Origin of the sequence: Paenibacillus albiflavus, assembly GCF_004344915.1 — a bacterium.
Taxonomy (GTDB): domain Bacteria; phylum Bacillota; class Bacilli; order Paenibacillales; family NBRC-103111; genus Paenibacillus_AM; species Paenibacillus_AM albiflavus.
The window spans coordinates 73,393-98,252 of sequence record NZ_SKFG01000008.1; the positions used below are offsets into that span (position 1 = coordinate 73,393).

Annotated in this window: 22 protein-coding genes; 8 read left to right on the top strand and 14 right to left on the bottom strand. The window is 42.9% G+C overall.

All coding sequences use genetic code 11. The features are described from left to right. Positions 1 to 196 precede the first annotated feature (196 nt). From E0485_RS09630 to E0485_RS09645, 4 genes are all read left to right on the top strand, one after another. Positions 197 to 523, top strand: coding sequence for a NusG domain II-containing protein (locus E0485_RS09630; protein WP_165921136.1), 327 nt, complete (start codon positions 197 to 199; stop codon positions 521 to 523). Positions 524 to 542: 19 nt separating this feature from the next. Continuing rightward, a complete protein-coding gene (locus E0485_RS09635) occupies positions 543 to 2,321 on the top strand; it encodes a flavocytochrome c (RefSeq protein WP_132417819.1) in 1,779 nt (592 codons plus the stop codon). A gap of 120 nt (positions 2,322 to 2,441) precedes the next feature. Next, a complete protein-coding gene (locus E0485_RS09640; protein ID WP_132417820.1) occupies positions 2,442 to 3,149 on the top strand; it encodes a response regulator transcription factor in 708 nt (235 codons plus the stop codon). Further along, positions 3,139 to 4,512 carry a sensor histidine kinase gene (locus tag E0485_RS09645; RefSeq protein ID WP_132417821.1) on the top strand — a complete coding sequence of 458 codons (1,374 nt, stop codon included), beginning with the start codon at positions 3,139 to 3,141 and terminating at the stop codon, positions 4,510 to 4,512. Before E0485_RS09640 ends, E0485_RS09645 begins: the two co-directional genes overlap by 11 nt. A 9-nt stretch (positions 4,513 to 4,521) precedes the next feature. Here E0485_RS09645 and E0485_RS09650 read toward each other — a convergent pair whose 3' ends face one another. From E0485_RS09650 to E0485_RS09670, 5 genes are all read right to left on the bottom strand, one after another. Then, a complete protein-coding gene (locus E0485_RS09650) occupies positions 4,522 to 5,184 on the bottom strand; it encodes a response regulator (protein ID WP_132417822.1) in 663 nt (220 codons plus the stop codon). Next, entirely contained in the window at positions 5,177 to 6,238 is a 1,062-nt protein-coding gene (locus E0485_RS09655; protein ID WP_132417823.1) for a sensor histidine kinase, read from the bottom strand. The genes E0485_RS09650 and E0485_RS09655 overlap by 8 nt, the downstream gene beginning before the upstream one ends. Before the next feature lie 34 nt (positions 6,239 to 6,272). Continuing rightward, positions 6,273 to 7,322 (bottom strand): cell wall-active antibiotics response protein LiaF, encoded by a 1,050-nt coding sequence (liaF, locus tag E0485_RS09660; protein WP_132417824.1) that lies wholly within the window; start codon positions 7,320 to 7,322, stop codon positions 6,273 to 6,275. A gap of 208 nt (positions 7,323 to 7,530) precedes the next feature. Continuing rightward, positions 7,531 to 9,078: an L-glutamate gamma-semialdehyde dehydrogenase gene (gene pruA, locus E0485_RS09665; RefSeq protein ID WP_132417825.1), complete on the bottom strand. Its 1,548-nt coding sequence runs from the start codon at positions 9,076 to 9,078 to the stop codon at positions 7,531 to 7,533. Between the two features lie 12 nt (positions 9,079 to 9,090). Then, positions 9,091 to 10,011 (bottom strand): proline dehydrogenase family protein, encoded by a 921-nt coding sequence (locus E0485_RS09670; RefSeq protein ID WP_132417826.1) that lies wholly within the window; start codon positions 10,009 to 10,011, stop codon positions 9,091 to 9,093. Positions 10,012 to 10,229: 218 nt separating this feature from the next. On the opposite strand from E0485_RS09670, the gene E0485_RS09675 reads away from it, so the two are divergent. Further along, positions 10,230 to 11,540 (top strand): sigma 54-interacting transcriptional regulator, encoded by a 1,311-nt coding sequence (locus E0485_RS09675; RefSeq protein ID WP_132417827.1) that lies wholly within the window; start codon positions 10,230 to 10,232, stop codon positions 11,538 to 11,540. Between the two features lie 20 nt (positions 11,541 to 11,560). Here the strand turns inward: E0485_RS09675 and E0485_RS09680 are convergent, their stop codons facing one another. Both E0485_RS09680 and gap read right to left on the bottom strand, forming a co-directional pair. Further along, the gene (locus E0485_RS09680) at positions 11,561 to 11,740 is read right to left on the bottom strand and encodes a GapA-binding peptide SR1P (protein WP_268957537.1); all 180 of its coding nucleotides are present in this window, start codon (positions 11,738 to 11,740) and stop codon (positions 11,561 to 11,563) included. Beyond that, a complete protein-coding gene (gap, locus tag E0485_RS09685) occupies positions 11,721 to 12,767 on the bottom strand; it encodes a type I glyceraldehyde-3-phosphate dehydrogenase (protein ID WP_132417829.1) in 1,047 nt (348 codons plus the stop codon). Before gap ends, E0485_RS09680 begins: the two co-directional genes overlap by 20 nt. Before the next feature lie 341 nt (positions 12,768 to 13,108). Between gap and E0485_RS09690 the strand changes: the two genes are divergently transcribed. Genes E0485_RS09690 through E0485_RS09700 form a run of 3 tightly spaced genes read left to right on the top strand, consistent with a single transcriptional unit; the run spans position 13,109 to position 15,096 of the window. Then, on the top strand, positions 13,109 to 13,906 hold the full coding sequence (locus tag E0485_RS09690; protein ID WP_132417830.1) for a fumarylacetoacetate hydrolase family protein: 798 nt from the start codon (positions 13,109 to 13,111) through the stop codon (positions 13,904 to 13,906). Continuing rightward, complete coding sequence (locus E0485_RS09695) at positions 13,903 to 14,691, top strand: fumarylacetoacetate hydrolase family protein (protein ID WP_132417831.1); 789 nt, start codon at positions 13,903 to 13,905, stop codon at positions 14,689 to 14,691. The genes E0485_RS09690 and E0485_RS09695 overlap by 4 nt, the downstream gene beginning before the upstream one ends. 18 nt (positions 14,692 to 14,709) lie before the next feature. Further along, positions 14,710 to 15,096: a 5-carboxymethyl-2-hydroxymuconate Delta-isomerase gene (locus E0485_RS09700; RefSeq protein WP_132417832.1), complete on the top strand. Its 387-nt coding sequence runs from the start codon at positions 14,710 to 14,712 to the stop codon at positions 15,094 to 15,096. Positions 15,097 to 15,563: 467 nt separating this feature from the next. Here E0485_RS09700 and E0485_RS09705 read toward each other — a convergent pair whose 3' ends face one another. The 7 genes from E0485_RS09705 to E0485_RS09735 form a co-directional block, all read right to left on the bottom strand. Continuing rightward, on the bottom strand, positions 15,564 to 16,985 hold the full coding sequence (locus E0485_RS09705; RefSeq protein WP_132417833.1) for an aldehyde dehydrogenase family protein: 1,422 nt from the start codon (positions 16,983 to 16,985) through the stop codon (positions 15,564 to 15,566). A gap of 20 nt (positions 16,986 to 17,005) precedes the next feature. After that, positions 17,006 to 17,989 (bottom strand): 3,4-dihydroxyphenylacetate 2,3-dioxygenase, encoded by a 984-nt coding sequence (gene hpaD / locus E0485_RS09710; RefSeq protein WP_132417834.1) that lies wholly within the window; start codon positions 17,987 to 17,989, stop codon positions 17,006 to 17,008. 27 nt (positions 17,990 to 18,016) lie between these two features. Beyond that, positions 18,017 to 19,489, bottom strand: a complete 1,473-nt coding sequence (hpaB, locus tag E0485_RS09715; protein WP_132417835.1) for a 4-hydroxyphenylacetate 3-monooxygenase, oxygenase component — start codon at positions 19,487 to 19,489, stop codon at positions 18,017 to 18,019. 26 nt (positions 19,490 to 19,515) lie between these two features. Beyond that, on the bottom strand, positions 19,516 to 21,012 hold the full coding sequence (hpaE, locus tag E0485_RS09720; RefSeq protein WP_132417836.1) for a 5-carboxymethyl-2-hydroxymuconate semialdehyde dehydrogenase: 1,497 nt from the start codon (positions 21,010 to 21,012) through the stop codon (positions 19,516 to 19,518). Positions 21,013 to 21,049: 37 nt separating this feature from the next. Continuing rightward, entirely contained in the window at positions 21,050 to 21,958 is a 909-nt protein-coding gene (hpaI, locus tag E0485_RS09725; RefSeq protein ID WP_132417837.1) for a 2,4-dihydroxyhept-2-ene-1,7-dioic acid aldolase, read from the bottom strand. Positions 21,959 to 22,090: 132 nt separating this feature from the next. Beyond that, positions 22,091 to 24,130, bottom strand: coding sequence for a methyl-accepting chemotaxis protein (locus E0485_RS09730; protein ID WP_132417838.1), 2,040 nt, complete (start codon positions 24,128 to 24,130; stop codon positions 22,091 to 22,093). Next, complete coding sequence (locus E0485_RS09735) at positions 24,127 to 24,858, bottom strand: ABC transporter ATP-binding protein (RefSeq protein WP_132417943.1); 732 nt, start codon at positions 24,856 to 24,858, stop codon at positions 24,127 to 24,129. Before E0485_RS09735 ends, E0485_RS09730 begins: the two co-directional genes overlap by 4 nt. Positions 24,859 to 24,860: the final 2 nt, after the last annotated feature.

Sequence of the window (24,860 nt, forward strand, 5' to 3'; positions counted from 1 at the left end):
TCAAATGAACTTAGTCATTGTATTGCTAAACAATGCCCGAAATAGATAAAAAAAGGACAGTTTGTGCAAATACTTTTCAAAAGCAGCGGACTATAATTTATATTGTGAAAATTTTCACGTATAGGGTCTTACAAGTTTAATGCAAAGAGGGTGCTGAGGGATCAAAAAGTGGGATTTTATTTTAGTCGGTATTGTCGTGGTATGTGCAGTCGGTCTATTTGGCTTCCAGTCGGTGTCTAGGATAATGGCTAATTCCGACTCAGGTGTTAAGGTTCTGGAGATCTATGTGGCTGATCAACTGTACGAACGGGTCACCATTCCAGATGAGCAGTATACACAAACGATAAGTGTTGTTACCGAACGAGGTATGAACACTGTTCGCATCAAGAACGGCTCAGTCACGATGATAGATTCTGACTGTCATGATCACTTATGTGAACTCAGTGGGCCGATCAGCATGCTTGAACAGCCGCCTATTGTCTGTTTGCCTAATCGCGTTTTTTGCACATTAGTAAGTGAATAATTATTTTTTAGGAGGAGCTATGAATAAACGTGCTACTAAAATTATTGCTTTAGTCCTTTCGCTCTGCTTAATATTTACGATGACAGCATGCGGATCAAAGGAAGATTCTACAGCTGACGGTGTTATCAAATCGATAGGCATTGGAAACGGTAAACATGGAGACATCAAGGTTGAGGTTTCCTTCGCTGATGGAAAAATTATTGACATTAAAGTATTGGAACAAAAGGAAAATGAAGTACTGGCTGAGCCAGTTTACACCAAGCTTAAAGAGAACGTTATGCAAGCAAACAGCTCAGAAGTGGATGCAATCAGCGGCTCTTCTGAAACTAGCAAAGGATACCTTGCTGCAATTGCTGATGCGATCTCAAAAGCTGGCATTACACTAGCTGCAGGCTCTGCAGCAGGCAGCAGCGCACAAACTGAAGAAGCCGTTCAGAACTTCGATGTCGTTGTTATCGGTGCAGGCGGTGCAGGCTTTAGTGCAGCAATTGAGGCGAAGCAGGCTGGAGCAAATGTCATTATTCTGGAAAAAATGCCTACAGTAGGCGGCAACACGCTTATTTCCGGTGGTGAAATGAATGCCCCTAACACATGGGTACAGCAAGCGGTTGGCATTACAGATGACAACGTTGAACTGTTCTATGAAGATACAATGAAGGGCGGAGACAATGTCGGAAACCCGGAAATGGTTCGAATTCTTGCCGAGCAAGCTCTTGGTTCTGCTGAATGGCTCCGCGATGAAATCAAAGTTGAGTTCATTCCTGATCAATTGTTCCAATTCGGAGGACATTCCCGCAAACGTGCGTTGATTCCAGTCGGTCACACGGGTGCAGAGCTCATCAAAAAGTTCAAAGCCAAAACAGATGAGCTTCAAATTCCAATTAAAACCGATATGAAAGCTGAGAAACTCCTTACGGATGCAAATGGCAAAGTAACAGGCGTTGAAGCTACCAGCGGTGCTGGACAAAAAATTACGTTTAACGCAAGCAAAGGCGTTATCATCGCATCAGGTGGTTTCGGTTCTAACGTCGAGATGCGCGTTAAATACAATCCGGAGTTGGATGATACCTATATGTCTACAGACACGCCAGGTTCGACGGGCGACGGAATTGTGATGGCACAAGAAATCAACGCTGACATTACAAACATGAAGAATATCCAAACTTACCCGATCTGTAATCCGAAAACTGGTGTTATCTCCCTCGTGGCAGATTCACGCTTTGATGGCGCTATTCTGATCAATCAAAGCGGCGAGCGTTTTGTTGAGGAACTAGAGCGTCGTGATGTAATCTCTCAAGCCATTTTGGCGCAAGAAGGTCGCTATGCGTACCAATTATGGAATCAAGGTCTTGAAGAAATCAGTAAAACAATCGCTGCTCATCCAGATGAATATGAGCAAATGATTAAAGATGGCGTGCTGTATAAAGCAGATACTCTTGAAGATGCTGCAAAGTTCTTCAATATTGATCCTGCGAAACTACAAGCTACCATTGATAAAGTTAACGAATATGCAAAAACAGGCAAGGATCTGGATTTCAACCACCGCGCTGGCTTGGTTTCCTTGGCTAAAGGTCCATACTTCATTCAAAAAGCCGTACCATCCGTGCACCATACAATGGGTGGCTTGGTTATCGATACAGATACACGAGTATTGAATACAGAAGGAAAAGTTATTGAAGGTCTGTTTGCAGCAGGCGAAGTAACGGGTGTTATTCACGGTTCCAACCGACTTGGCGGTAATGCAATTGCCGATATCATTACTTTTGGTCGAATCTCAGGTAAACAAATCGTTAAATAAATAGAGTCTCATCTAAACTTTTTTTGAAACGCATTCGTCTTATATTAGGACGGATGCGTTTTTTCATGCAAATAAGTTAATAATTTTAAAGAGGAAAGTTATAAGGAGGCGGACAACAACATGAGCAAAATTCTAATAATTGAGGACGAAGACAAAATCGCCCGCGTTCTTCAACTTGAACTTCAATATGAAGGCTATGAAGCAAGTCGTGCTGAGGATGGACGCAAAGGTCTTGAGCTTGCGCTTGCAGAGCCATGGGATCTTATTCTGCTTGATATTATGCTCCCTGAGCTAAGCGGCCTTGAAGTGCTGCGCCGTCTGCGCCAGACGAATACTACCGTGCCCGTTATTCTGCTAACCGCACGCGATGCGGTTCCAGATCGCGTATCCGGGCTCGATCAAGGGGCGAACGATTATGTGACCAAGCCGTTCGCCATCGAAGAGCTGCTCGCTCGAATCCGCAACCTGCTGCGTCTAACGACGCAGCAGCAAGCGCCGAGCGAGGCAGAACCTGCTATATTGCACGTAGATGACGTGCAAATCAATGTCCGCAGCCGCGAGGTTACACGCGGTGATCAATCCATCGAACTCACGCCGAAGGAGTTCGAGTTACTGCTGTACCTCATCCAGCACAAAGGTGAAGTGCGTACACGCGAAGATATTATTACGGATGTATGGGGATATGAATTTGTCGGCGATACGAATATTGTGGATGTGTATATCCGGTATTTGCGTCAAAAAATTGAGAAGGGTTTTCCTGGTAAAGTCATTCATACGATTCGTGGAGTAGGTTATCTGGTGAAGGACAACGACGGCCATGAGTCTTAAGGTTAAGCTGACGCTGCTCTTATCTTTATGGCTCATTGTCATATTAATGCTGTATAACATTTTTTTACTTTATTTTTTCATCAATGTTTCCTCTAATTCCGAAATTGAACTGCTGCAGCAGAAAGTCGCGACACTCATGGAACGAGACATCATAAATCATCCTGAGTTTTGGGAAGATCCGAATTACATTAAAGAATTTCTCATTCCGAACGAGATGATCCGCATTATCAGCAAGGATTCATCTGTTAAACGAATCATGGGAACAGATGCAAAGCTGCTGAAGTATCCTGCAAAATATGTGGAGCTTATGAAGCCTAATTCGGTGCAGGACATTAGCTTGTCTGACGGTATATCCGTGTATGTTCAGGTACCGGTTTTTCATAATCAGGAGCAAGTCGCCATACTCGAAATCGGCCGCAAACTCAATACGCTAGAGAAATATATTGGCATGCTCGTCTCCGTTCTCATTTTCACCTCGATCGGTGCTATTATTGCTTCACTACTAGGTGGATACTTCTACGCCCGTGTGATCTTTGAGCCAATCAGCAGATTAGCGCATACGATGGAAGCCATTTATCAGAGTGGCACCTTCAAGCGATTAGAGGTGGATCCAAATAGCAAGAACAATGAAATATCCCAGCTAGGTCATACCTTTAATGATATGATTGCGCGGCTAGAGCAAACTTTCGAACGACAAAGGCAATTTATCGGAGATGCCTCGCATGAGCTTCGTACACCATTGACGATTATCGAGAGCTATGCGAGTTTGCTCAGACGTTGGGCTGCAAACGACGCTGCTTTGCGCGAAGAAGCGTTAGATGCCATCCACTCGGAGTCCATACGACTTAAAGAGTTGATTAATAATTTGCTTAATCTGATTGATTTGGATGAGGAAGAACGTATGAAATGGGTCATTTTCGATCTGGAATCACTAGTTGAGTCAACCGCTTCATCCATTCAACTCACCTTCCACCGGAAGATTCATACGGAATTTGCCAAAGATAACGATGAAGCACTTATGATTAAAGCGGACCCAGAAAAAATCAAGCAATTGGTCATTATCATGCTGGATAATGCAATTAAATATAGTAAGAAACCGATTCGTATCCATGTGGGTGAAGAATTGCATCATATCAAAATTAAAGTGATCGATGAAGGGATCGGAATCGCTAAAGAAGATATTCCGCATCTATTCGATCGCTTCTACAGAACAGATAAAGCCCGCAACCGCAAACATGGCGGCGTCGGGCTCGGTCTCTCCATCGCGGAGAATATCGTCAAGCTTCATCATGGGACGATTATGGTCGATAGTGAACCTGGCAAGGGCACAACCATTACAATACGCTTGCCTCGTAAAGTATAGCTGCACCCCTTATTTTGCTGTGCTTGCCCATCCTTTACGGTGGGCATAAACAGCAAGCTGAGTTCGATCTTCCAGCTCACATTTCATAAGCAGATTACTTACATGGGTTTTAACGGTTTTGATACTAATAAACAAAGCCTCTGCAATTTCCTTGTTTGTTCTGCCATCCGCAATTAGTGTTAACACTTCCCGCTCGCGCAGCGTCAATCCATCCGTATCTTCCTCTTTCGTACGCTGCCTCAAACCTCTTGTTAGCGCCATGGATATTTCGGAGTTAATTGTTGGAATACCTGCCGCAGCATTGGCTATGACTTCGATTAATTGATCAGAAGACACCGTTTTGAGAATATAACTGATGGCTCCTGCCTCAATTGCCTGTACGACCTTCTCTTCTTCCAGAAAGCTCGTCAACATGACAACCTTGATTTGAGGATAATTCTCCCCTACTTCTCTAGCAGTCTCAATCCCGTTCATCACAGGCATTGATAAATCTAGCAGCATAACATCAGGCCGATCATCCGGATTCATAGATTGCAATAGATTTACAGCCTCTTGCCCATTGCTCGCTTCCGCTACTATCGTAAACCGGGAATCTAACGTAATATACATTTTAAGACCAGCACGAACCATCTCGTGATCATCAACTAACATCACTTTAATTACACTACTCATCGTTGTCCTTCCTTTCTGGTCCTGCTTCCAATTGATCAAGCTTCGGTATGGTTACCCTAACTTTGGTACCCACCTCGAGTTGACTCGTAATTTGAGTCTCCCCTCCTAGCTGCTGTGATCGTTCTCTCATCGTCGACAGACCATGAGAAGCAGAAGAAATATCACTCCGATCGAATCCTTTGCCATTGTCCTCGATTTGCATAATAAATTGATTATCCAATTCTTTGAGTGTTAGCACAATTCGTGAGGCAGAAGCATGTTTAACGACATTGGCCATCGCCTCTTGAATCATCAAAAATAATTGATGCTCAATAACATCAGGAATATCCCCTTCTACCTGCACATCTAGCACACCTGTCAGCTCATTTGCACGGCAATATTCAGGAAACCATTTATCAAGCGCTTCTTCCAAGGTATGGTTATTCAGTTCAATAGGTCTAAGCTGCGAAATTAACCCTCTCATCTGTTTCTGTGCATGATGAGACAGTTTGATCATCTGCTGCATAAGTGCAGGAACAGCCTGCGGATTGCTCTCTAGCATCTTCGGCAATGTAGAGGCTGCCATATGGATGGCGAACAGCTCTTGACTAACGGTATCATGCAAATCTCTGGCAAGCCGCTTGCGTTCCTCCACAACTGCCGTGTTGATGATCTCCTGTTCAATCTGCGCTTTCTCCTGCCCAAGCTTCTGAAGCAAAGTAATCCTCTCTTCTAGATTACTCGTCATACTATTAAAGGTGTCATATAAATACTGAAAAGAATGGACAGATTCGTTATTTACTCTTGCTTTAAAATTCCCCTTACTCACTTCTAACATCGCAAGATACAGCGCATCTATTCCTCTTTGAATATATTTAGCAGTCATATAGCCTATAACTTGTCCAACAAGAATAAGCACAAGAGCCCATACCAGCTTCTCCTCCATCGTAAGTGGATTTACGTAAAATAAATCGACGGAGAATAGCAAGCATAGGGCTGCAATTACACTGAATAAGAAGAAGTAGATCATCACGCGCCATTTAATATTCCATTCCCGATATCGAAATATAAACATTTGGCTGCTCCTAGCTTAAGATAACGTTCAAGCGTTAACCAACTTTTTTGACGATCGTATCACCGATAAACATACTCACATTAATCCGCAGCTTACGCGGTGCTTCTGAATAATAATCACTTACGTATTTCGTATTTCCAAACAAGCCCTCTGCACGACGATCAAATATACGCTGATCTCCAATGAAAGTTGCTGCTGTAACATTTACCTCTACATCCACATCATGCGGGACAAAAATTTTGACATCACCTATAAATGAAGACACGTTAATCTTCGTTTCACCATATGGAATGTTAGCCTTCGTTAAGTCAATGATCGTATCCCCTATAAAATGAGATACATTCAGCGGTTTTAAATCCCAGTATCCTTCTCTGCCAAAATGCACATCACCGATAAAGCCGCTTTTATTAATCGGTCTATGATTATTAGGAGAGTCTGTATTCACATAATGGTACGAGTCATTAGGCTGACGATATTTATCATCAGAGCTTGAGCCAAAAGTAGCTTCAAATTTAAAGCCTGGTTTCTTCGAATTGCCGAATTCATCCTTGAACTCCCGATCGAGATCGTCTAAATCACCCAGATCGCTCTTATAATCATGCGGTTCATGTGAATCATACGTTTTATTATAGTCTGGGCCATAGCTGTGATCGTACTTATCCTCATATTTCTTTTTGTATTTCTCATACTTTCGATAATACTTATCGTCATTTTTGGAATCGTGGTTGTCATACTTCTTACTTCTGAATAAGAAGGATAGCCCGAATAGAATAATCCCCACTGGGAAAATAAAACTGAACAGAGTTCCCCAGCTAAACGCAAACCAATCCAAATTCTGTGATAAGAAAACAAAACCAATTCCTACCATGAACAAGCTGCCAATGCTCTGTCCCGAGCTATATCGTCTTTGAAACAGCAGTCCTCGTAAACCTGGAATGATCAAGAACAGCGGCCAAAACGTTACGAATAGTTGACCGATATTAATTTCGAAATCAATCACACCTAATTGCTTTAATAGAAAGGTTACACCAATACCAATAATAAGAAGACCCCAGATCCATCTTTCGAATAAACGTCCATTCATCCTGATTCCTTCCTTTCTCTCTTATCTAGATTCAGTTTACCTAATACACAGGTTATTTAAAAGCGACGAGAGGTTGAAAAAAAACTCGGTCTCTGGACCGATGCGAACTAAGACTATGTTTGTTCTTCATATAAAAAGCTACCCGTCAGATTAATCCTACCTGACAGATAGCTTTAATGAAAGATTTAAATTGTACAAAGAGTCCGAATTACAATTTCTCAGATACTAGCTTTGCTTGCGTGAAGAGCAGCAAGTAATCGCGACCGCCCGCTTTGGAGTCAGTACCTGACATATTAAATCCGCCAAACGGATGCACGCCTACGAGTGCTCCTGTACATTTTCGGTTAAAGTAGAGATTTCCACAGTGCATATGCTGACGCGCATACTCCAGGTGTTCACGATCACTACTAAAGACAGCGCCTGTTAATCCATATTCCGTATTGTTAAATATATCAATGGCATGTTCGAAGCTATCTGCTTTGCATACCGCAAGTACAGGCCCGAAAATCTCTTCCAGCATGATGCGCGCATTTTCTGCCACATCTGCGATTACTGTTGGTTGAATGTAGTAGCCATTACCTGCTGCTTTATCCCCTCCAGCTACTAGAACGCCTTCTGATTTACCAATCTCAATGTATTCCAGAATCTTGTTATAAGCCTTGTCATCGATTACAGGACCAATTGGATCATTATTCTCAGGTAAGCCAACACGAAGAGCATTCGTCTTCAAGACGACTCGCTGCAAGACCTCATCATAAACATCACGGTGAATGATAGCCCTTGAACCTGCAGAACACTTCTGTCCTTGGAAACCAAAAGCAGATGCTACAATCGCTGTCGCTGCTTCTTCAACGTTAGCAGAAGCATCAACGACAACTGCGTCTTTACCGCCCATTTCTGCCACTAGACGCTTGATCCAAATTTGCCCTTCAGCGGTTTTGGCAATGCGCTCATTGATGCGAAGACCTACATCACGTGAGCCTGTGAAGGAAACGAATCTTGTTTTCGGATGATCTACGATGTAATCGCCGATCTCTGATCCAGAGCCAGGAAGGAAATTCAGTACGCCTGCCGGCAAACCAACCTCCTCCATTAATTGGACAAATTTAGCTGCAATAATTGGCGAAGTCGATGCTGGCTTGAGCACCACAGTGTTACCACTCACGATTGCCGCAGTTGTCATGCCAGCCATGATCGCTAGCGGGAAGTTCCATGGAGGAATAACAACACCAACACCAAGTGGAATATAAGTTAAGCGATTATCTTCGCCTTCATATGGAACAAGTGGCTGTGGTTCATTCAAGCGCAGCATTTCTCTTGCATAGAATTCTAGAAAGTCAATCGCTTCTGCAACATCCGCATCTGCTTCCGCCCAGTTCTTACCCACTTCATAGACAAGCCATGCACAATATTCAAATTTTTGACGACGCATGATTGCAGAAGCTTTGAATAAGTAACCTGCGCGGACAGCAGGATCTACCAAGCGCCACTCATTGAACTTAGTATAGGCTGTCATGATCGCTTTATCTGCTAGTTCACGATCTGCTTGTGCAACTACCCCAACAACTTGATCTACCATACCAGGGTTGATGGAAGTGCTCTTGCGATCTGTTGTAATCTTCTCCCCATTAATAATAAGCGGATAGGATTGGCCTAACTCCTGCTTCACCTTCTCAAGCGCTTGAAGCATAGCGGTTTTATTCGCCTCAACTGTAAAATCTGTGAATGGTTCATTACGATACTGAGTTACTGTCATTGTAAATCCCTCCTATTTTTTAAACATCGATTTAATCACGAATCCAACATTGGCAGGTCTTTCGGCCAGGCGGCGCATAAAATAGCCATACCAGTCGTTCCCATAAGGGACATACACTCGCATCGTATATCCTTCTTTGGCCAATTCCTGCTGTGCCCCTGTCCGAATGCCGTACAGCATTTGGAATTCGAATTGAGAATTCGGAATTTGATGCTCTTTCGCAAATTTCTTGACATGCTCGATGATCTTATCGTCATGCGAAGCAACGGCTGCATAGTCACCATTTAATAAATGCTTTTCGATGATTTTGATATAATTGCTGTCGACATCTTCCTTCTTCGGAAATGCTACTTCTGCCGGTTCCTTATAAGCTCCTTTAACTAAGCGGAGGTTAGGTCTGTACGCATGCAAGCGATCAATATCTTGTTCACTCTTGTATAAATAAGCTTGAATGACGATTCCAATTGTTGTTCCATATTCCTTGCGTAATTCTTCAAAAATCGCAAGACTAATCTCGTTATGCGCATAATCCTCCATATCAATCCGGACAAAAATTTGATGCTTAGATGCCGTATCCAGAATTTTGCGCATATTCTGCATACAAAGTTCTCTTGAAATATCGAGACCGAGCTGCGTCATCTTAAGTGACAGGTTAGCGTTCACTCCGCTGCTTGCGATTTCGTCTAATGTACGAATACAGCAATCTGTTAATTCTGCTGCTTCTTCCTCTGTAAAAATAAACTCACCCAGATGATCCAAAGTGACAACGATCCCCTGATTGTTTAACTCCCGTACTGCTGCAATCGCTTCCATAATTTGCTCGCCTGCAACGAATCGCTGAGCCCCTAGGCGCAATCCATACTTCTTCGCTGTACGATTGGCAAATCTGTTCTTAGACAGAAATAGAAACGTATTCTTAAGCAAAGTTTCCATCCGTAGTACAAGGCCTCCCTGTCATCCTACAAAGTGTTCAATAATTGGACACTTAATTAAGTTTATGATTAATTATAATCATAGTATGCTTGAATTGTAAATAAGTTTTGAATATTCTAACTTATATTTGGAGACATATTATTTTCATATTGTTTTGTAGAATAGAATTTGCCATAATGGCTAGAAATGTACCTATGAATCGGAGGAGACAGCAGCAGATGAACCCTAACTCGATGAATGCATTCTTTGAAGTCTTAATCCATTCAATGAATGATGCAGTTACGATTGTAGATGCGGACGGCGTTGTTCTGTATTGGAATGAAGCTGCGGAAAGAACGTATGGAATAACGAGAGAAGAAACCGTTGGGAAGCGAATCGGAGATTTTTTTACAAGAGAATCTCTTATGCTTTATCAAGTAATGGAGAGCGGTATCCCTGTTCGCAATGTGTACCACGAACCTAGGCCAGGTATGCATGTGACCATTAACACCGATCCCGTATATAACGAGCAGCAAGAACTTATTGGCGCCATCTCCATTGAACGAAATATTACGTCATATGTGAAATTAAGCGCTGAGCTGTATAGCAAGCCTACTGGACAGAATCTAGAATCCTATGCTTTTCCTTTCAAAAAAGAAGAAATAGACGAGACTTCCCCAATGAGCACACTCAACTACCCTCTCCTGCTCGTTGGTCATACAGGTGTCGGCAAGAGATCGATGGCGGAATGGCTGCATCAATCAGGTGGCAAGCAAGGAAATTTCGTATCGATTAGTTGCAATTCGATTCCTAGTGGATTGATCGACTCGGAGCTATTCGGATTCCATGCGGAAGCTTACGGGGAAACAGCGGATAAGCAGCTTGGCAAATTGGGACTCGCTCACGACGGTACGATTTATTTGCGAGATCTGCATACCGTACCACTGGCGACGCAGGAGAAGTTGGCGCAGGTGATTCATGATCGCAGGTATTATCCTGTCGGAAGCACAACTTCTGTTCCTTTGACATGTCGTATACTTGCTTCTGCTCCTGCTCCTATTGAATCTTATGTAGCGCAAGGGTTAATTACACAGGATTTATACTATGCGTTCCAGACCACCTATATCCCTTCTCTTCAGGAACGGAAGCAAGAGCTGCCTGAATTATGTCGACTATTCTTATCGCAGGCTGCTGAACAAATGGGCAAACGTGTACCTGAATTAAGCTCGGAGGTGATGACTGCTCTTACTTCATATAACTGGCCGGGCAATTTGCCAGAGCTTAAGAATGTGATGGAGCATATAATCATCGTCTCGATGAATCATCCTGTAAGCTCTCAGGATCTGCCACCGGCAATGCGTCTTACGACCTTAACTGATCTAACCGAGCAAGCAGTCCCGCTTCATGTTCATTCGGAGGAAGTTGAACGAGCGCATATTATCGAGGCATTAGAGCGAACAGGAGGCAACAAAGCGAGGGCAGCACGGCTGCTTAGCATTTCCCGTGGTGCCCTCTACTATAAAATCAAGCAATATGGACTTGATGGTTAAAATAAATAGCATGAGTTCAATTAATCCAAATCTTCAATAGTGGATTTATCGGCATTGCAATTCGGATCCTTACACTCACTATAGAATAAAGCCACGCGATTCGTATCCAGTGTATCAATAATGTTTTTACAATGACGGCAGATGATAGTACCCAGCAATAAACCGCTATTCGCACTTGCTTTAACGATTTCCGACTGCATCACACAATTCACCTCCCTTCAAAGCATGTGAAGCAACTACATGTCTTGCGAGATCAATCACTCTGCAAGCATATCCCCACTCATTATCATACCAAGCGAGCAGCTTAAGCTGTTCTCCAGCAGCCATCAGCGATAGTCCATCGACTATAACTGAATGGCTGTTACCTATATAGTCAGAAGAAACAAGTGGCTCTTCATTAATCGCGACAACCCCCGCATAAGCGCCTGCCATCGCTTGCTTAAATGCTTCCTTCACTTCTTCTACCGTCACTTCTCTAGAGAGCTGCGCAACCAAATCGACTGCAGATACGTCAGGCACAGGAACACGCAATGCCATCCCTTGAACTACAGGAGCAAGATGTGGAAGCACCTCCACAAGTGCTTTGCCTACGCCTGTTTTGGTCGGAATAATGGACTGGCCACAAGCGCGTGCTCTACGTAAATCTTTATGCGGATTATCCAGATGCTGCTGATCATTCGTATAAGCGTGTACAGTTGTAACCCATCCACTTTTCACCTTGAACGCATCATCCAGTACCTTAAGAATCGGTGCTACGCAGTTCGTTGTACAGGACGCTGCTGATAATAAACGATGCTTGTCATCGTCATACATCTCGTGATTAACTCCCATGACAACTGTTAAATCCAGCCCCTTGCCTGGAGCCGTAACAATGACCTTTGACGCACCCGCTGTTAGATGCAATCCAGCCCCAGCACGATCTGTAAATTTACCTGTTGCATCAATCGCGATTTCAACGCCAAGCTTATTCCAAGCAAGCTGTGACGGATCACGCTCCATTACAAAAGCAATTTGGTGTCCATTAATTGTAATCGTCTGCTCATCATACTTTATATCTGCATTCCAAATTCCATGCAGGGTATCGTATTTTAATAAATGTGCAATGGTTTCTACCGGATGTGTACTGTTAATTGCCTTTAGTTGTTGTGAAAGGTTCCTATCCGACATCATAATTCGAACTAACAACCTACCAATTCTGCCCATACCACTAATGCCAATACCACTCATAGTAGACCTCTTTTCGTTATTTATGACATACTATATAAATAACATATCCCTATATATTATGCAATATATAATTATATTATGCTAAATATTGCATTATATTGAATAAAGACAACATAAATCAGCATGTGACTAGAAATAGTAAAGCCGACATTGAACAGCCTTATATGATCCGTTCGATCTCTCTTTTTGGGTCTTTACTTATGAGTTTATTTTTTGGAATTTTCAGTATTGTTCACGTTATATCATATATGATATAATATATGAAAACTACAGTATTCTAAATACTAGTTCATCTACTAACCAACGATCTTGTAGCAATGAACGAAACAGGAGTGAAACATATGAACAATGCAATGATTAAGCTGTGCGGCATGCATGAACTTGAGCAAGCCATTGTTTCTCCATCAGACAATACAGTTAATTTAAATGGAAAACGCTATCATACCGATATGCTCTCGTGGGAGGTTCCAACATCCGGTATGATCTACGGCACGCTATTAAATTACAAAGGAGCGCTTGCAGCCTTAGGAAATGCGATCAACGAAGCACCCTATAACGCGCCACCCAAAGCACCCATTCTGTATATTAAACCCGTGAATACCCACATTGGCTACGGCATTCCTATTCCATTGCCTGACGGTATTGAAGAGGTATCTATCGGAGCAGCATTAGGTGTTGTTATCGGCCGAACTGCTACACGAGTATGCGAGTCAAATGCACTTGACTACGTCGCAGGCTATACGATCGTCAATGATGTCAGGGTTCCACATGAGAGTGTATATAGGCCTGCAGTTAGTCAGCTTTCACGTGACGGATTTTGTCCAGTTGGACCTTGGATCATTCAGCGAGATGCGATTAGCAATCCAGATCAATTAGGAATTCGCGTACTGATTAATGGGGAATTAAGCCAAGAAAATAACACTGCAAATCTCATACGCTCAATATCACAATTAATAGCTGATATTTCTGATTTTATGACACTCAGCAGCGGAGATATATTGCTTGTAGGTATACCTGAGAACGCTCCGCTTGCCAAAGCAGGCGATCGAGTTCGCATTGAAATCGATGGAATTGGTAGCTTGGAGAATCCGATTGTACCTGAACAAATGCTAGTTGTACGAGGAGGTGCTGCACAATGAAACATGCGCGTGTAGCTTATTTGGGAGCCATACATAACGCAATCGAAGTGGATGGCTTGCTTAAGTTGGAGGATGGTCGTAAGGTAAGCGAACATGAAGTTGTCTGGCTGCCTCCTGTACAGCCCCGAACCGTATTTGCACTAGGCTTGAATTACGCAGATCATGCCAAAGAGCTAGCATTTAAAGCTCCAACGGAACCGCTTGTTTTCCTGAAAGGTCCCCATACTTTTATTGGTCATCGTGCGCAAACTCGTCGCCCTGCTGATGCAACCTACATGCATTATGAATGCGAACTTGCAGTCGTAATAGGTCGTACTGCTCGCAAAGTTAAGCAAATGGATGCCTATCATTATGTTGCTGGTTATACCGTAGCTAACGACTATGCGATTCGAGATTATTTGGAGAACTATTACCGCCCCAATTTGAAAGTAAAGAACCGTGATACCTGTACACCGATCGGTCCATGGCTCGTTGATGCCAAAGATATTCCTGATCCGATGAACTTGACTCTTCGAACCTATGTGAATGGGAAATTAACACAAGAAGGCTCGACCAAAGACATGATCTTCAGCATTCCGGCATTGATTGAATACTTGAGCAGCTTTATGACCTTGAATACAGGCGATATTATTCTTACAGGTACACCAGAAGGACTAGTCAACACTGCAGTCGGGGACGAAGTTGTTACCGAGATTGAGGGCATTGGCCGTTTAGTAAATACAATTGCAGACGACAGTTCCTTCCAAATTCGCGCCCAAGAAGGAACGGTTTCACCGTCTTTATAGAAGCAGAAGGAGATTGTCATGCCACATATTATTATTGAATATACCGACAATATTAAAGCAGAAGCGAATATTCCTGCACTACTTGAGAAAATGAATAATGTACTGATCGCACGCAACGACACTTTCCCTATCGGAGGAATTCGGTCCCGAGCAATTGAGTTGCATGACTATAGAGTTGCTGATGGCGCAGAGGACGATGCATTCGTTCATACCATTCTAAAAATCGGATCAGGCCGTTCCGAGGAAATCAAGAAAGCCACCTGTGATGAGATGTTTGAAGTGATTAAAGAACATTTTGCTGATTTGTTTAACAAACGTTATTTGGCACTTTCCATGGAAATAGTGGAGTTCAGCGAAGGCGGATCATACAAACACAATAATATCCATTCTAGATACAAGAAATAATACGGCAACTTCTGCCAGTGCCCTCCAACCGTGCTATCGGGCGCGATGCGGCAACTTGGGGTGCTTTTTCGGTAATCATTTTCCCTTTTTGGGAAATTTTTTTCCGTTCGCACTTTGCCAGTGCCCTCCAACCGTGCTACCGGGCACGATGCGGCAACTTGGGGTGCTTTTTCGGTAATTAATTTCCCTTTTTGGGAAATTTTTTTCCGTTCGCACTCTACCAGTGCCCTCTAACCATGCTACCGGGCACGATGCGGCAACTTGGGGTGCTTTTTCGGTAAAAAATTTCCCTTTTCGGGAATTTTTTTTCCGTTCGCACTATTCATTGCAGTATCGCCGACTACAGGTCTACTCACTACCTCCACCTCTTGTCAAACACTAATTATGATATTGAGCCAAATTCTATAATATTAATAAAGACTATCTCGACTGATCTTATCCGATCACCGAGATAGTCCCTTATGATGCTACTTTTTCCAAACTACAAGCTTTAGTTCGGTCATTTCTTCTACCGCATACTTGATTCCTTCACGCCCCATGCCACTTTCCTTCACTCCGCCATATGGCATATGATCGACACGGAAGCTTGGAATGTCGTTAATCATAACACCGCCAACATGTAATTTCTCTGCTGCATGAAGTGCTGTACGAACATTCTCCGTATAAATTCCTGCCTGAAGGCCGAATCTGGAATCATTCACATACTCGATCGCTTCATCAACTGACTTCACCTTATTGATCATCACAATTGGGCCGAAAACTTCCTGGCAAGATATCTTCAGAGAAGGATCTGCATGAAGAATAACCGTCGGATATACGATGTTTCCTTCTGCATGGCCACCAGCTGCAACGACTGCGCCGGTCTGTCTTGCCTCTTCTACCCAGCTTAGAATACGTTCGACGTCATTAGGCGAAATGACTGCAGATACATTCGTTGCAGGATCTAATGGATCTCCCATTTTCAACTTGTTTGTTTCCTGTATGAACTTCTCTACAAACTCATCATATACATCCTCATGCGCGTATACCCGCTGCAAGGAAATACATACTTGTCCTTGGAACGAAAATGCACCAACTACCGAGCGTGCGATAATCTCATCAATTTGAACGCCCTTGTCTACAATTAGTGCTGAATTGGATCCAAGCTCAAGCGTGACACGCTTGAGTCCAGCTTTATTCCGAATTCCAATACCGACTGCAGGACTGCCAGTAAATGTAATCATGCTGATTCGTTTATCCGTTACGATGCGATCACCGATGACACGACCACTACCCGTTACAACATTTAATGCGCCGGCTGGCAAGCCTGCCTCTAGCAGCAGTTCTGCAATAAAGAAGCTGGACAGCGGTGATTGCGACGCCGGCTTAAGTACGATCGTATTACCTGAAGCAATCGCTGGACCTACTTTATGGGCTACCAGGTTCATCGGGAAATTGAAGGGAGCAATTGCTCCCACAACTCCGATAGGCTCTCGCATCGTATAGGCTAATCTGCCTTCACCACTTTTCGATGCGTCAAGAGGCAACGTTTCACCGTGGATTCGCTTAGCCTCTTCGGCTGCGAACTTATAGGTTTCAATCGTACGACTCACTTCCATCATCGCTGTTGTAATCGGCTTGGCTACCTCTAGTGCCAATATCCGAGCTGCTTCATCGGCACGATCTTCTAATAATTTTGCCAAGTTATCCAAGATCGCTGACCTTTGATGTGCAGGCATGTTCGCCATTATCGGCCTTGCTACATATGCAGCTGCAATCGCATGTTCGATATCGTCTTCACTGGCAACAGGAATTTCCGCGATTAATTCGCCTGAATAAGGTGAATGAAGCGGACTATAATTTTGTGTTTCCGTCCATACGCCATTAATTAGCAGCTTTTTTTTGATCATCGATGTCACCTTAACTTGTCTTAAATTAAATGCTGAGGTTTTCTTGGCGCTAATGTAGGCGGCTTAAGATCGGTATGCACACCAGTCTCAATGTCAACAAATGGTGTACCTTCATTAAACCATGAATCAGGTGTTTTGCTGCCCCAGAAGGTTTGTCTTCTCGGATCATTGATATCCCACTTAATTGGACCAAGATCAGGATCACTTGTCAAGTAGTCTCCATTATACAACTCTACGCGAATGCCATCCGGATCTCTTAGATAAAGGAAGAAGGCATTAGACAGACCATGTCTACCTGGTCCTCTTTCAATACTGGCTTGATAACCAAGAGACGCTAGCACATCACATGCATGAATAAGTGCAAGTGGATCTGGGAGCCAGAATCCAACATGGTGAAGTCTAGGACCCTCGCCGTTCATAAATGCTTGGTCATGAACATTCTGTTTGCGATGCAACCAAGTCGCATAATAAGTATCATCTTCAAGTGCTGTGTATTCTGAGCATGCGAAACCCAATTCCTTCGTGAAGAAATCATAGGCCTTTAAAACATCAGGTACGAAACAGTTTACATGATCCATGCGTTGAATTCTTGCACCTTTATACAAATCGTATCTTTGGAGCAATCTTTCAACCTTATCCATCTCCGCATAAAACTCTAGAGATAATCCACTGACATCCTGCGCACGCAGTGCTCTTCCCATTGCATGCTGAGTGCCTTTTGGCATCCATTTGGTCTTTAGACCTTTGGATTTAAACAGCTTCTCAATTTCATCCAAGTCACTTTCTTTCATGACTTTATAGCCCATAACGACGATTCCTGCTTTGTCAGCTTTCACAAGGTGTACACAGTGATGATTGTGTTCCTCCAAGCCACGAAGATAAATATTGTTCTCATCGCTCTCCGTTTCAATGAAACCAAGGGCATCTACATAAAATTTTCTAGAGCGTTCCAGATCAGTAACATTCATAACGATATTGGCAATTCTGATAATTGAAAAGTCCATTTTCACTGCCTCCAATTGACGGATTGATTAACGATTATTCACAAGTACTTCGGAACGATCCAAAAATTCTTTTACACGATCAACATATATTTGCTTGTCATATCCATTATATAAAGCGCCTGCCATTCTCACCGGATCTCCGAAGAAGAAGCGTTCATATAACGTTTGACGAGTACCGAATGCGCTCATGCATACATCCCATGCAAGACGATATAGCTTGACACGATTGTAAGCGTCACCATTAGCAGCCTGCAAGTACTTGTCCAGTTCAGGGCGAAGTTCGGAATTGAAGTCCGCTTCATTTGGAATCGCCATTAATCCGCTTGCTCCCAGAAGCTGCATAATTTCTGAGAAACGAGGATAAATTTTCGGATAATAATTACGTGCTGCATTCAGTGGAGCAAAATCAGGCGTCATAACTCCCCAGCGATCCATTTTCGCATTTGCTTCAGAGGCAACTAAGAATGCCTTCATTGCTTCTAATACGATAATAACTTCAGACATTTTCTCTTGTACATGCTGGAATTGTCCGATATTAATCGTTTCGACCATTAATTGAAGTATACCGAGTATGAATTCTGTTTTCGCCACGTTCTTAGAAACAACTTGATGTGTCATATGAACAGCTGCATTGCTTTCTGTATAAGCACGATTACAAATATCCGCATTCCCAAGCGCAAAGACACGATTCCATGGAACAGTAACATCGTTAAAGACAACAATTGCGTCCATTTCCTCGAATCGAGAGCCAAGTGGATGATCGAAATTGGATCTGCCATAATCGAATGTTTCTCTGCAAATAAATTTCATACCAGGCGTATTGTTCGGAATAGAGAATGCGAATGCGTATGGATTCTCCTCTTCCGATTGCTTCAACAATGTGGATGGAAATACCATAATTTCATCTGTAATTCCGCCTTGAGTAGCCAGCAAGCGAGCACCACGAATCACAACTCCGTCATCATTCTTCTCTACAATACGTGCTGCAATATAAGGATCAGGCAATTCATGACTCTGCAGAGAACGGTTCACTTGAGGTTGAATTAACGTATGTGTAAGCGATAAATCATTCTCACGAATATATTCAGCATATTGACGCATGTTGTTCGCATACATCGAATCCTGTACGCCAAACATATCTGCTGCCGCACCGTAGGCCATCATACCCGCATTGATATAATCGGGAGAACGTCCCATCATTCCGCCATTGTATTTGGCCCATTCTTGAATCATCCGCCTTCTCTTCTCCAAGTCTTCTTTGGTGCTTGGTTGCAAGAAGGAAGTCCCTACACGATCACCAGATGTTGGCGATACGTAGGTCATGATGTCTTTCTTGTCCTGATCAAATTGCATGTCATAAAGAGCAGCTTGGCTCTTCATAACTCCACTAAAAGCAGGGTGCTCCGAGATTTTGCCCTTGACTTGTTTTCCATCAATCCAAACATCAGATTGCGCTTTGTCCACTCGGTCGATATACTGCTGGCCTGTCTTAGCTGGCATGGTAATTCCTCCTCAAATAATCGTTATTATTGTGTAACCTTCTTTTTACCGAAAGCCGGGATGTGCTGTTCATCTAAAGCTACATGTACGATTTGTGTCTCAGTGTAAAATTCGAATCCGTAATGACCTCCTTCTCGACCGATTCCGCTTGCTTTTGACCCCCCGAATGGAGTGCGCAAGTCTCTAACATTCTGAGAATTCAACCATACCATGCCACAATCGATAGCTTGCGCCATGCGATGTCCACGCTTGATATCATTCGTCCAGATATATCCTGCGAGTCCGTATTTACAATCGTTAGCAATTCTTAAAGCTTCTTCATCTGTTGAGAATGGAATAACCGTAAGTACAGGTCCAAAAATCTCCTCTTGCGCAACCGTCATTTGATTATTGGCATTAAGGATAATCGTCGGAGCAACATAATTCCCTGCATTAAACTCTGCTGGAATAGGTGCAGAAATCACTTCTGCTCCTTCTTTGCTCGCGATATCAATGTATCGCATAACATTCTCGTAATGTACACGATGAATTAATGGACCTACCTCCGTTGCCGGATCAAGCGGATCTCCTACAACAATGTTCTGCAATCTTTCTTTTAACTTATCTACGAATTGATCATGTATCGATTCGTGAATTAGCAATCTGGAATTGGCTGTACATCTTTCGCCATTAAAGGAGAAAATCTGCCAAACAACCGCATCTAGTGCCGTATTCAAATCAGCATCCTCAAATACAATTGCAGGCGACTTGCCGCCTAGCTCCATTGAATACCGCTTCAAAGTATCCGCACCATTCTTGATAATGGCAGAGCCTGTTGTTGTCTCACCGGTAAAGGAAATCAACTGTACACTTGGATGAGCAACAAGTGGAGCTCCGCAAGTCTCACCATAGCCATGTACTACATTGAAGACACCCTGTGGCAATCCTGATTCGTGAATGATTTCAGCGAGCTTGTTAGCGGTTAGTGGAGACCACTCAGCCGGTTTCAATATACATGTATTTCCGGTGGCAAGTGTAGGAGCTACCTTCCAGGTTTCAAGCATAAATGGCGCATTCCATGGTGTGATTAAACCTGCTACACCTACTGGCTTATGAATTGTATAGTTGATAAAAGAGTTGTCAACTTGATAAGATTCGCCGACCAAACGACTCTTCACCATCTCGGCATAGAAGCGGAAGTTCTGCGCAGCACGTTCTGCCTGCTTCTTCGTCTGAGCGATCGGCAAGCCGCTATCTAATGATTCCAAATAAGAGATTTCCTCTGCATTCTTCTCGATTAGCTCGGCAATTTTAATGATATATTTCATTCGTTCATTTACACTCATTGTCCGCCATGGACCATGGTCGAACGCATTGCGAGCTGCTTGAACCGCAAGATCAATATCTTCCGCAAACCCTTCCGCCACTTCATTAATCGGCTCATTGCTGAACGGATTGATGTTTTGGAACACACGTCCGGACACACTTTCTACGAACTGACCATTGATGTAATGCAACACTTTACCAATCTTCGTCTGATTCATGTCTTCCTCATTTCCTTTCCGTTACATTCTCCTGATATCACTTAAGAATTCCATATTGGATTAATGTATCTTTGAGTTCTTGGCGAAGTGCATCTGATACGGGTCCAAGCGGAAGTCTAACCGCAGGATGAATCTTGCCCATCATCCCAAGTGCTGCTTTTAAAGGAACTGGATTCGTATCTTTAAACAGAACATCATTTAATGTCATTAAGTAGTAATGAAGCTCAATTGCTCTCTCTACATTGCCTGCTGCCCAGCTATCGTAAAGTTCAGCAACTTCTTTCGGTGCTACGTTCGCTGTTGCAGCTACATGACCAGCGCCGCCAATTGCCAGCATCGGGTAGCAAAGAAGTTCGATACCTGAAAATAGATTGAAATCTCTTCCACAGCTATGCAAGACACGGTTCACATGCTCAAAATCTTTATTGGACTCTTTAACACCAATAATATTAGGGCAATCCTCTACAAGTCTTGCGAGTGTGCTTACTTCCAAGTTGACTGCTGTGCGTCCTGGAATGTTATAAAGAACAATCGGAATATCTACTGAATCCGCAATAATTTTAAAATGGTTATATAACGCTTGTTGGTTCGGTCTGTTGTAATAAGGCACAATAACGAGTGCTGCATCTGCACCCATTTCTTGTGCACGCTTCGTTAAATGCAAAGCTTCTTCATGATTCGTTGAACCTGTGCCTGGCATAACTGGCACACGTTTGTTAACTGTCTTAATCGCATTTTCCATAATAAGCTCACGCTCTTGAAGTGTCAGTGAGCTTGGCTCGCCAGTCGTTCCCGTTACCGAAATACCGTGTGATCCCGATTCGATTTGCCATTCAATAAGGTTGTTCATTACATTTAAATCCACTTGATTATTCACATCAAATGTCGTGACGATTGGTGCGATGGACCCTCTCAAACGTTGTTTTGCTTCTGCATAATTTGTCATTGGACTCTTCCCTTCTGTGTCGATTAATTTAATTGAAAAGAATGAATTATTGAAGTATTTAAGATCTATAAACAGATCATATAATAAATAATATATTATTTCAAGTGATTATTTATAAAATCATATATGATATTAGATATCAAAGTTCTTTAAGGATTCTTTCAGTGAATTGGATAGCTGCTCTAATTTATTTGACAGCGTGAGCAATCCTTCACTAATGCTCAACTGTTCAATACTTTGTGATGATACTTGCTCCGATGCAGCAGATGATTCCTGTGACAAGGCAGAAACATGACCGATTACACCAGATAACTCCGATTGTGATGTGTCGAGCGAATAAATGGATTCTGTAACTCCCTGCAAGCTTTCAGCCATTGCCCCCATATACAGCTGTACCTGTTCAAATACAACCTCAGCTTCCTTAGCAGATTCAATCTGTTTGTTAAAAACAGGATATGCCTCTGACATGACAGCTACCGTCTCATCAATTTCCAGTTGAATTAAATCCGTAATCGCTTCTACCTGTTCGATGGACCGTTTGGATTGCTCGGCTAAGGTACGAATTTCATGAGCCACAACCAAGAATTGCTTCCCTGCTGAATTCGCACGATTGGCCTCGATTGCAGCATTCAACGATAAAATATTCGTTTGCTTAGCAATCGATTTAAGCAAATCCAATACTTTTTGGATCGATAAAGTACTCTGCTTTAAGCTATGGACTCTATCAATCATCGATCGCGTCATCGTTTCCGTTAGGTTCGTATGTGCAGCGAGCTCATTCATTGAAACGGATCCGCTTTCACTTACATTCCGAATCGTTGTCACTACATCCGTCATTTGAACATTCGATTCCTGGACATGACTCATCTTAATGCCGATCTGATTCGTCAAATCAAATCCCTTCTCTGCCTCCATAGCTAAACTGATAGCCCGTTCAGCTACATGTTCATTCGCGCTTGCAATTTCTTGAGCAGAGGATGCTGTCTGCTTGGATGACTGCAGCAACTTGCCTGCGGTTAGCAGAACTTCATTTGTTGTGGAACTCGTTTGCTGTACAAGCCGAGTAATTTGTTCCATCATACGATTAAAGCTTGTGCCCAGCTGTGCAATCTCATCCTTGCCTCGGAAGTCAGTGCGAACAGTCAAATCGCCTGATTCTCCCTTTTTCATCAAATTTCGCAAATTAGTGAGAGGACGGCCTATCATCCGTGCAACAAAATAACCCGCTGCTGATGTAACAACTATCGCAATCGTAATCATAATCACGGTAAGCCATAATATATTATTCGTTTCCTTTACTAGTTCAGATAACGGCGCCGCGGCTGTTACAATCCAGCCAGATGAACGCATCTTCTTATATGCGACGAACTGCTTCCCATCCTCACGATCTATAACAGTAGTCTCACCTTGCTCTCGAGCTGCTTCAAATAGGGATTGACTAAGCTGCAGATCAAACAATTCACCCATTCTATCCGTTTCTGAGGTTTGAACCAGCTTATTATCATCATCTACAATGACTACACGACTAGTGTCACTGAGCTTTATTTTATTCAAAACTGAATCCAGAACATCGTTCCGAATCTCCATGATCAGCACATAATTCTTACCGTTGTTATCGGAGCTCCTCAGCAAACGAGCCAGTCCAAATACAGGTTCTTTTCTCGTACTGCTGTAGCTTGTATGCTGCGGTTTCAGCCAAACGAGTGACCCTTCACCCTCTACAACATGTTCAAACCACGCTTCTTTAACAATTGTCGTATTGCCCCCTGGTACAGCAGAATTATAAGTACTTGAGACCATCATCGAGCCGTCGACCGGGATTAAATAAACGCCATCGATTCCAGAATTGGTTCCAGCTATACTATTCAGCATATTACCTGTAGATACAGCTAAAGATACTTTATCGGGAGAGCTATCAGATAATGCTAAATAAGCCTTCGTCTGTATAATAAAATTCTGATCAGCCAAAATCTGAGTAGCCGTATTTTCATAGTTACTAAAAATCAGATCCAGCTTATCAGCGGCTTGTTCAATTGTTTGCTTAATAGATGCTGACAGTTTATCTTCAATGATCCCTTTCGACTCATAATAGGATAAAAAACCAACTGCTGTAACAAGCGATACCGTGCAGCAAAAAAACAGCAAAAATAGCTTAATCCCGATTTTTCTCATGAGACCTCTGTTTTACTCTTGCCTAAATAGGCACTGCGAACATCCGGATGATCCAGCATCTCAGCAGCTGTACCCTGTATGGCGATTTCCCCACGTTCAAGCACGCATGCATGATCGGCAACCCCAAGTGCAGCTTTTACATTCTGCTCAACCAAGATAATGGTCGTATCAAATTCACTTTTTAGTTGAGCGAAAATCTCCATAATACTTTTAACAATTAGTGGTGCTAAACCGAGTGATGGCTCATCGAGCATCATTAATTTGGGATGGGACATTAGCCCACGACCAATAGCAAGCATCTGTTGTTCTCCACCGCTTAGCAATCCGCCTGGACGATCAAGCATCGTTTTCAACTTTGGAAACATATCCAGCACTTTATCGTAATCATGTTGAATACGTTTCTTGTCTTTACCCATCCTGTGATAAGCACCTAGCAAAAGGTTATCCTTAACGGAAAGAGAATCGAATATTTGTCTGCGTTCAGGAACAAGACAAATGCCTCTTGCTACGACCTGTTCTACGGAGAGCTTTGTAATATCTTCACCTTCAAAAATAATTCTGCCTGCCTTAGGAGCGTAAACGCCAGCTAAAGTTCCAAGTAACGTACTCTTGCCTGCTCCATTGGATCCAACAATAGATAGGAGCTCACCTTTTCTAACTGAGAATGTTATCCCTTTGAGAGCGTGCAAATGCCCATGATACGTGTTCAAGTCTGATACTTCCAACATCA

Coding starts and splice junctions, on each gene's coding strand:
- E0485_RS09635 (WP_132417819.1), top strand. CDS start 543: ATGAATAAACGTGCTACTAAAATTATTGCTTTAGTCCTTTCGCTCTGC.
- E0485_RS09640 (WP_132417820.1), top strand. CDS start 2,442: ATGAGCAAAATTCTAATAATTGAGGACGAAGACAAAATCGCCCGCGTT.
- E0485_RS09645 (WP_132417821.1), top strand. CDS start 3,139: ATGAGTCTTAAGGTTAAGCTGACGCTGCTCTTATCTTTATGGCTCATT.
- E0485_RS09650 (WP_132417822.1), bottom strand. CDS start 5,184: ATGAGTAGTGTAATTAAAGTGATGTTAGTTGATGATCACGAGATGGTT.
- E0485_RS09655 (WP_132417823.1), bottom strand. CDS start 6,238: ATGTTTATATTTCGATATCGGGAATGGAATATTAAATGGCGCGTGATG.
- liaF (WP_132417824.1), bottom strand. CDS start 7,322: ATGAATGGACGTTTATTCGAAAGATGGATCTGGGGTCTTCTTATTATT.
- pruA (WP_132417825.1), bottom strand. CDS start 9,078: ATGACAGTAACTCAGTATCGTAATGAACCATTCACAGATTTTACAGTT.
- E0485_RS09670 (WP_132417826.1), bottom strand. CDS start 10,011: ATGGAAACTTTGCTTAAGAATACGTTTCTATTTCTGTCTAAGAACAGA.
- E0485_RS09675 (WP_132417827.1), top strand. CDS start 10,230: ATGAACCCTAACTCGATGAATGCATTCTTTGAAGTCTTAATCCATTCA.
- E0485_RS09680 (WP_268957537.1), bottom strand. CDS start 11,740: ATGCAGTCGGAAATCGTTAAAGCAAGTGCGAATAGCGGTTTATTGCTG.
- gap (WP_132417829.1), bottom strand. CDS start 12,767: ATGAGTGGTATTGGCATTAGTGGTATGGGCAGAATTGGTAGGTTGTTA.
- E0485_RS09690 (WP_132417830.1), top strand. CDS start 13,109: ATGAACAATGCAATGATTAAGCTGTGCGGCATGCATGAACTTGAGCAA.
- E0485_RS09695 (WP_132417831.1), top strand. CDS start 13,903: ATGAAACATGCGCGTGTAGCTTATTTGGGAGCCATACATAACGCAATC.
- E0485_RS09700 (WP_132417832.1), top strand. CDS start 14,710: ATGCCACATATTATTATTGAATATACCGACAATATTAAAGCAGAAGCG.
- E0485_RS09705 (WP_132417833.1), bottom strand. CDS start 16,985: ATGATCAAAAAAAAGCTGCTAATTAATGGCGTATGGACGGAAACACAA.
- hpaD (WP_132417834.1), bottom strand. CDS start 17,989: ATGGACTTTTCAATTATCAGAATTGCCAATATCGTTATGAATGTTACT.
- hpaB (WP_132417835.1), bottom strand. CDS start 19,489: ATGCCAGCTAAGACAGGCCAGCAGTATATCGACCGAGTGGACAAAGCG.
- hpaE (WP_132417836.1), bottom strand. CDS start 21,012: ATGAATCAGACGAAGATTGGTAAAGTGTTGCATTACATCAATGGTCAG.
- hpaI (WP_132417837.1), bottom strand. CDS start 21,958: ATGACAAATTATGCAGAAGCAAAACAACGTTTGAGAGGGTCCATCGCA.
- E0485_RS09730 (WP_132417838.1), bottom strand. CDS start 24,130: ATGAGAAAAATCGGGATTAAGCTATTTTTGCTGTTTTTTTGCTGCACG.
- E0485_RS09735 (WP_132417943.1), bottom strand. CDS start 24,858: ATGTTGGAAGTATCAGACTTGAACACGTATCATGGGCATTTGCACGCT.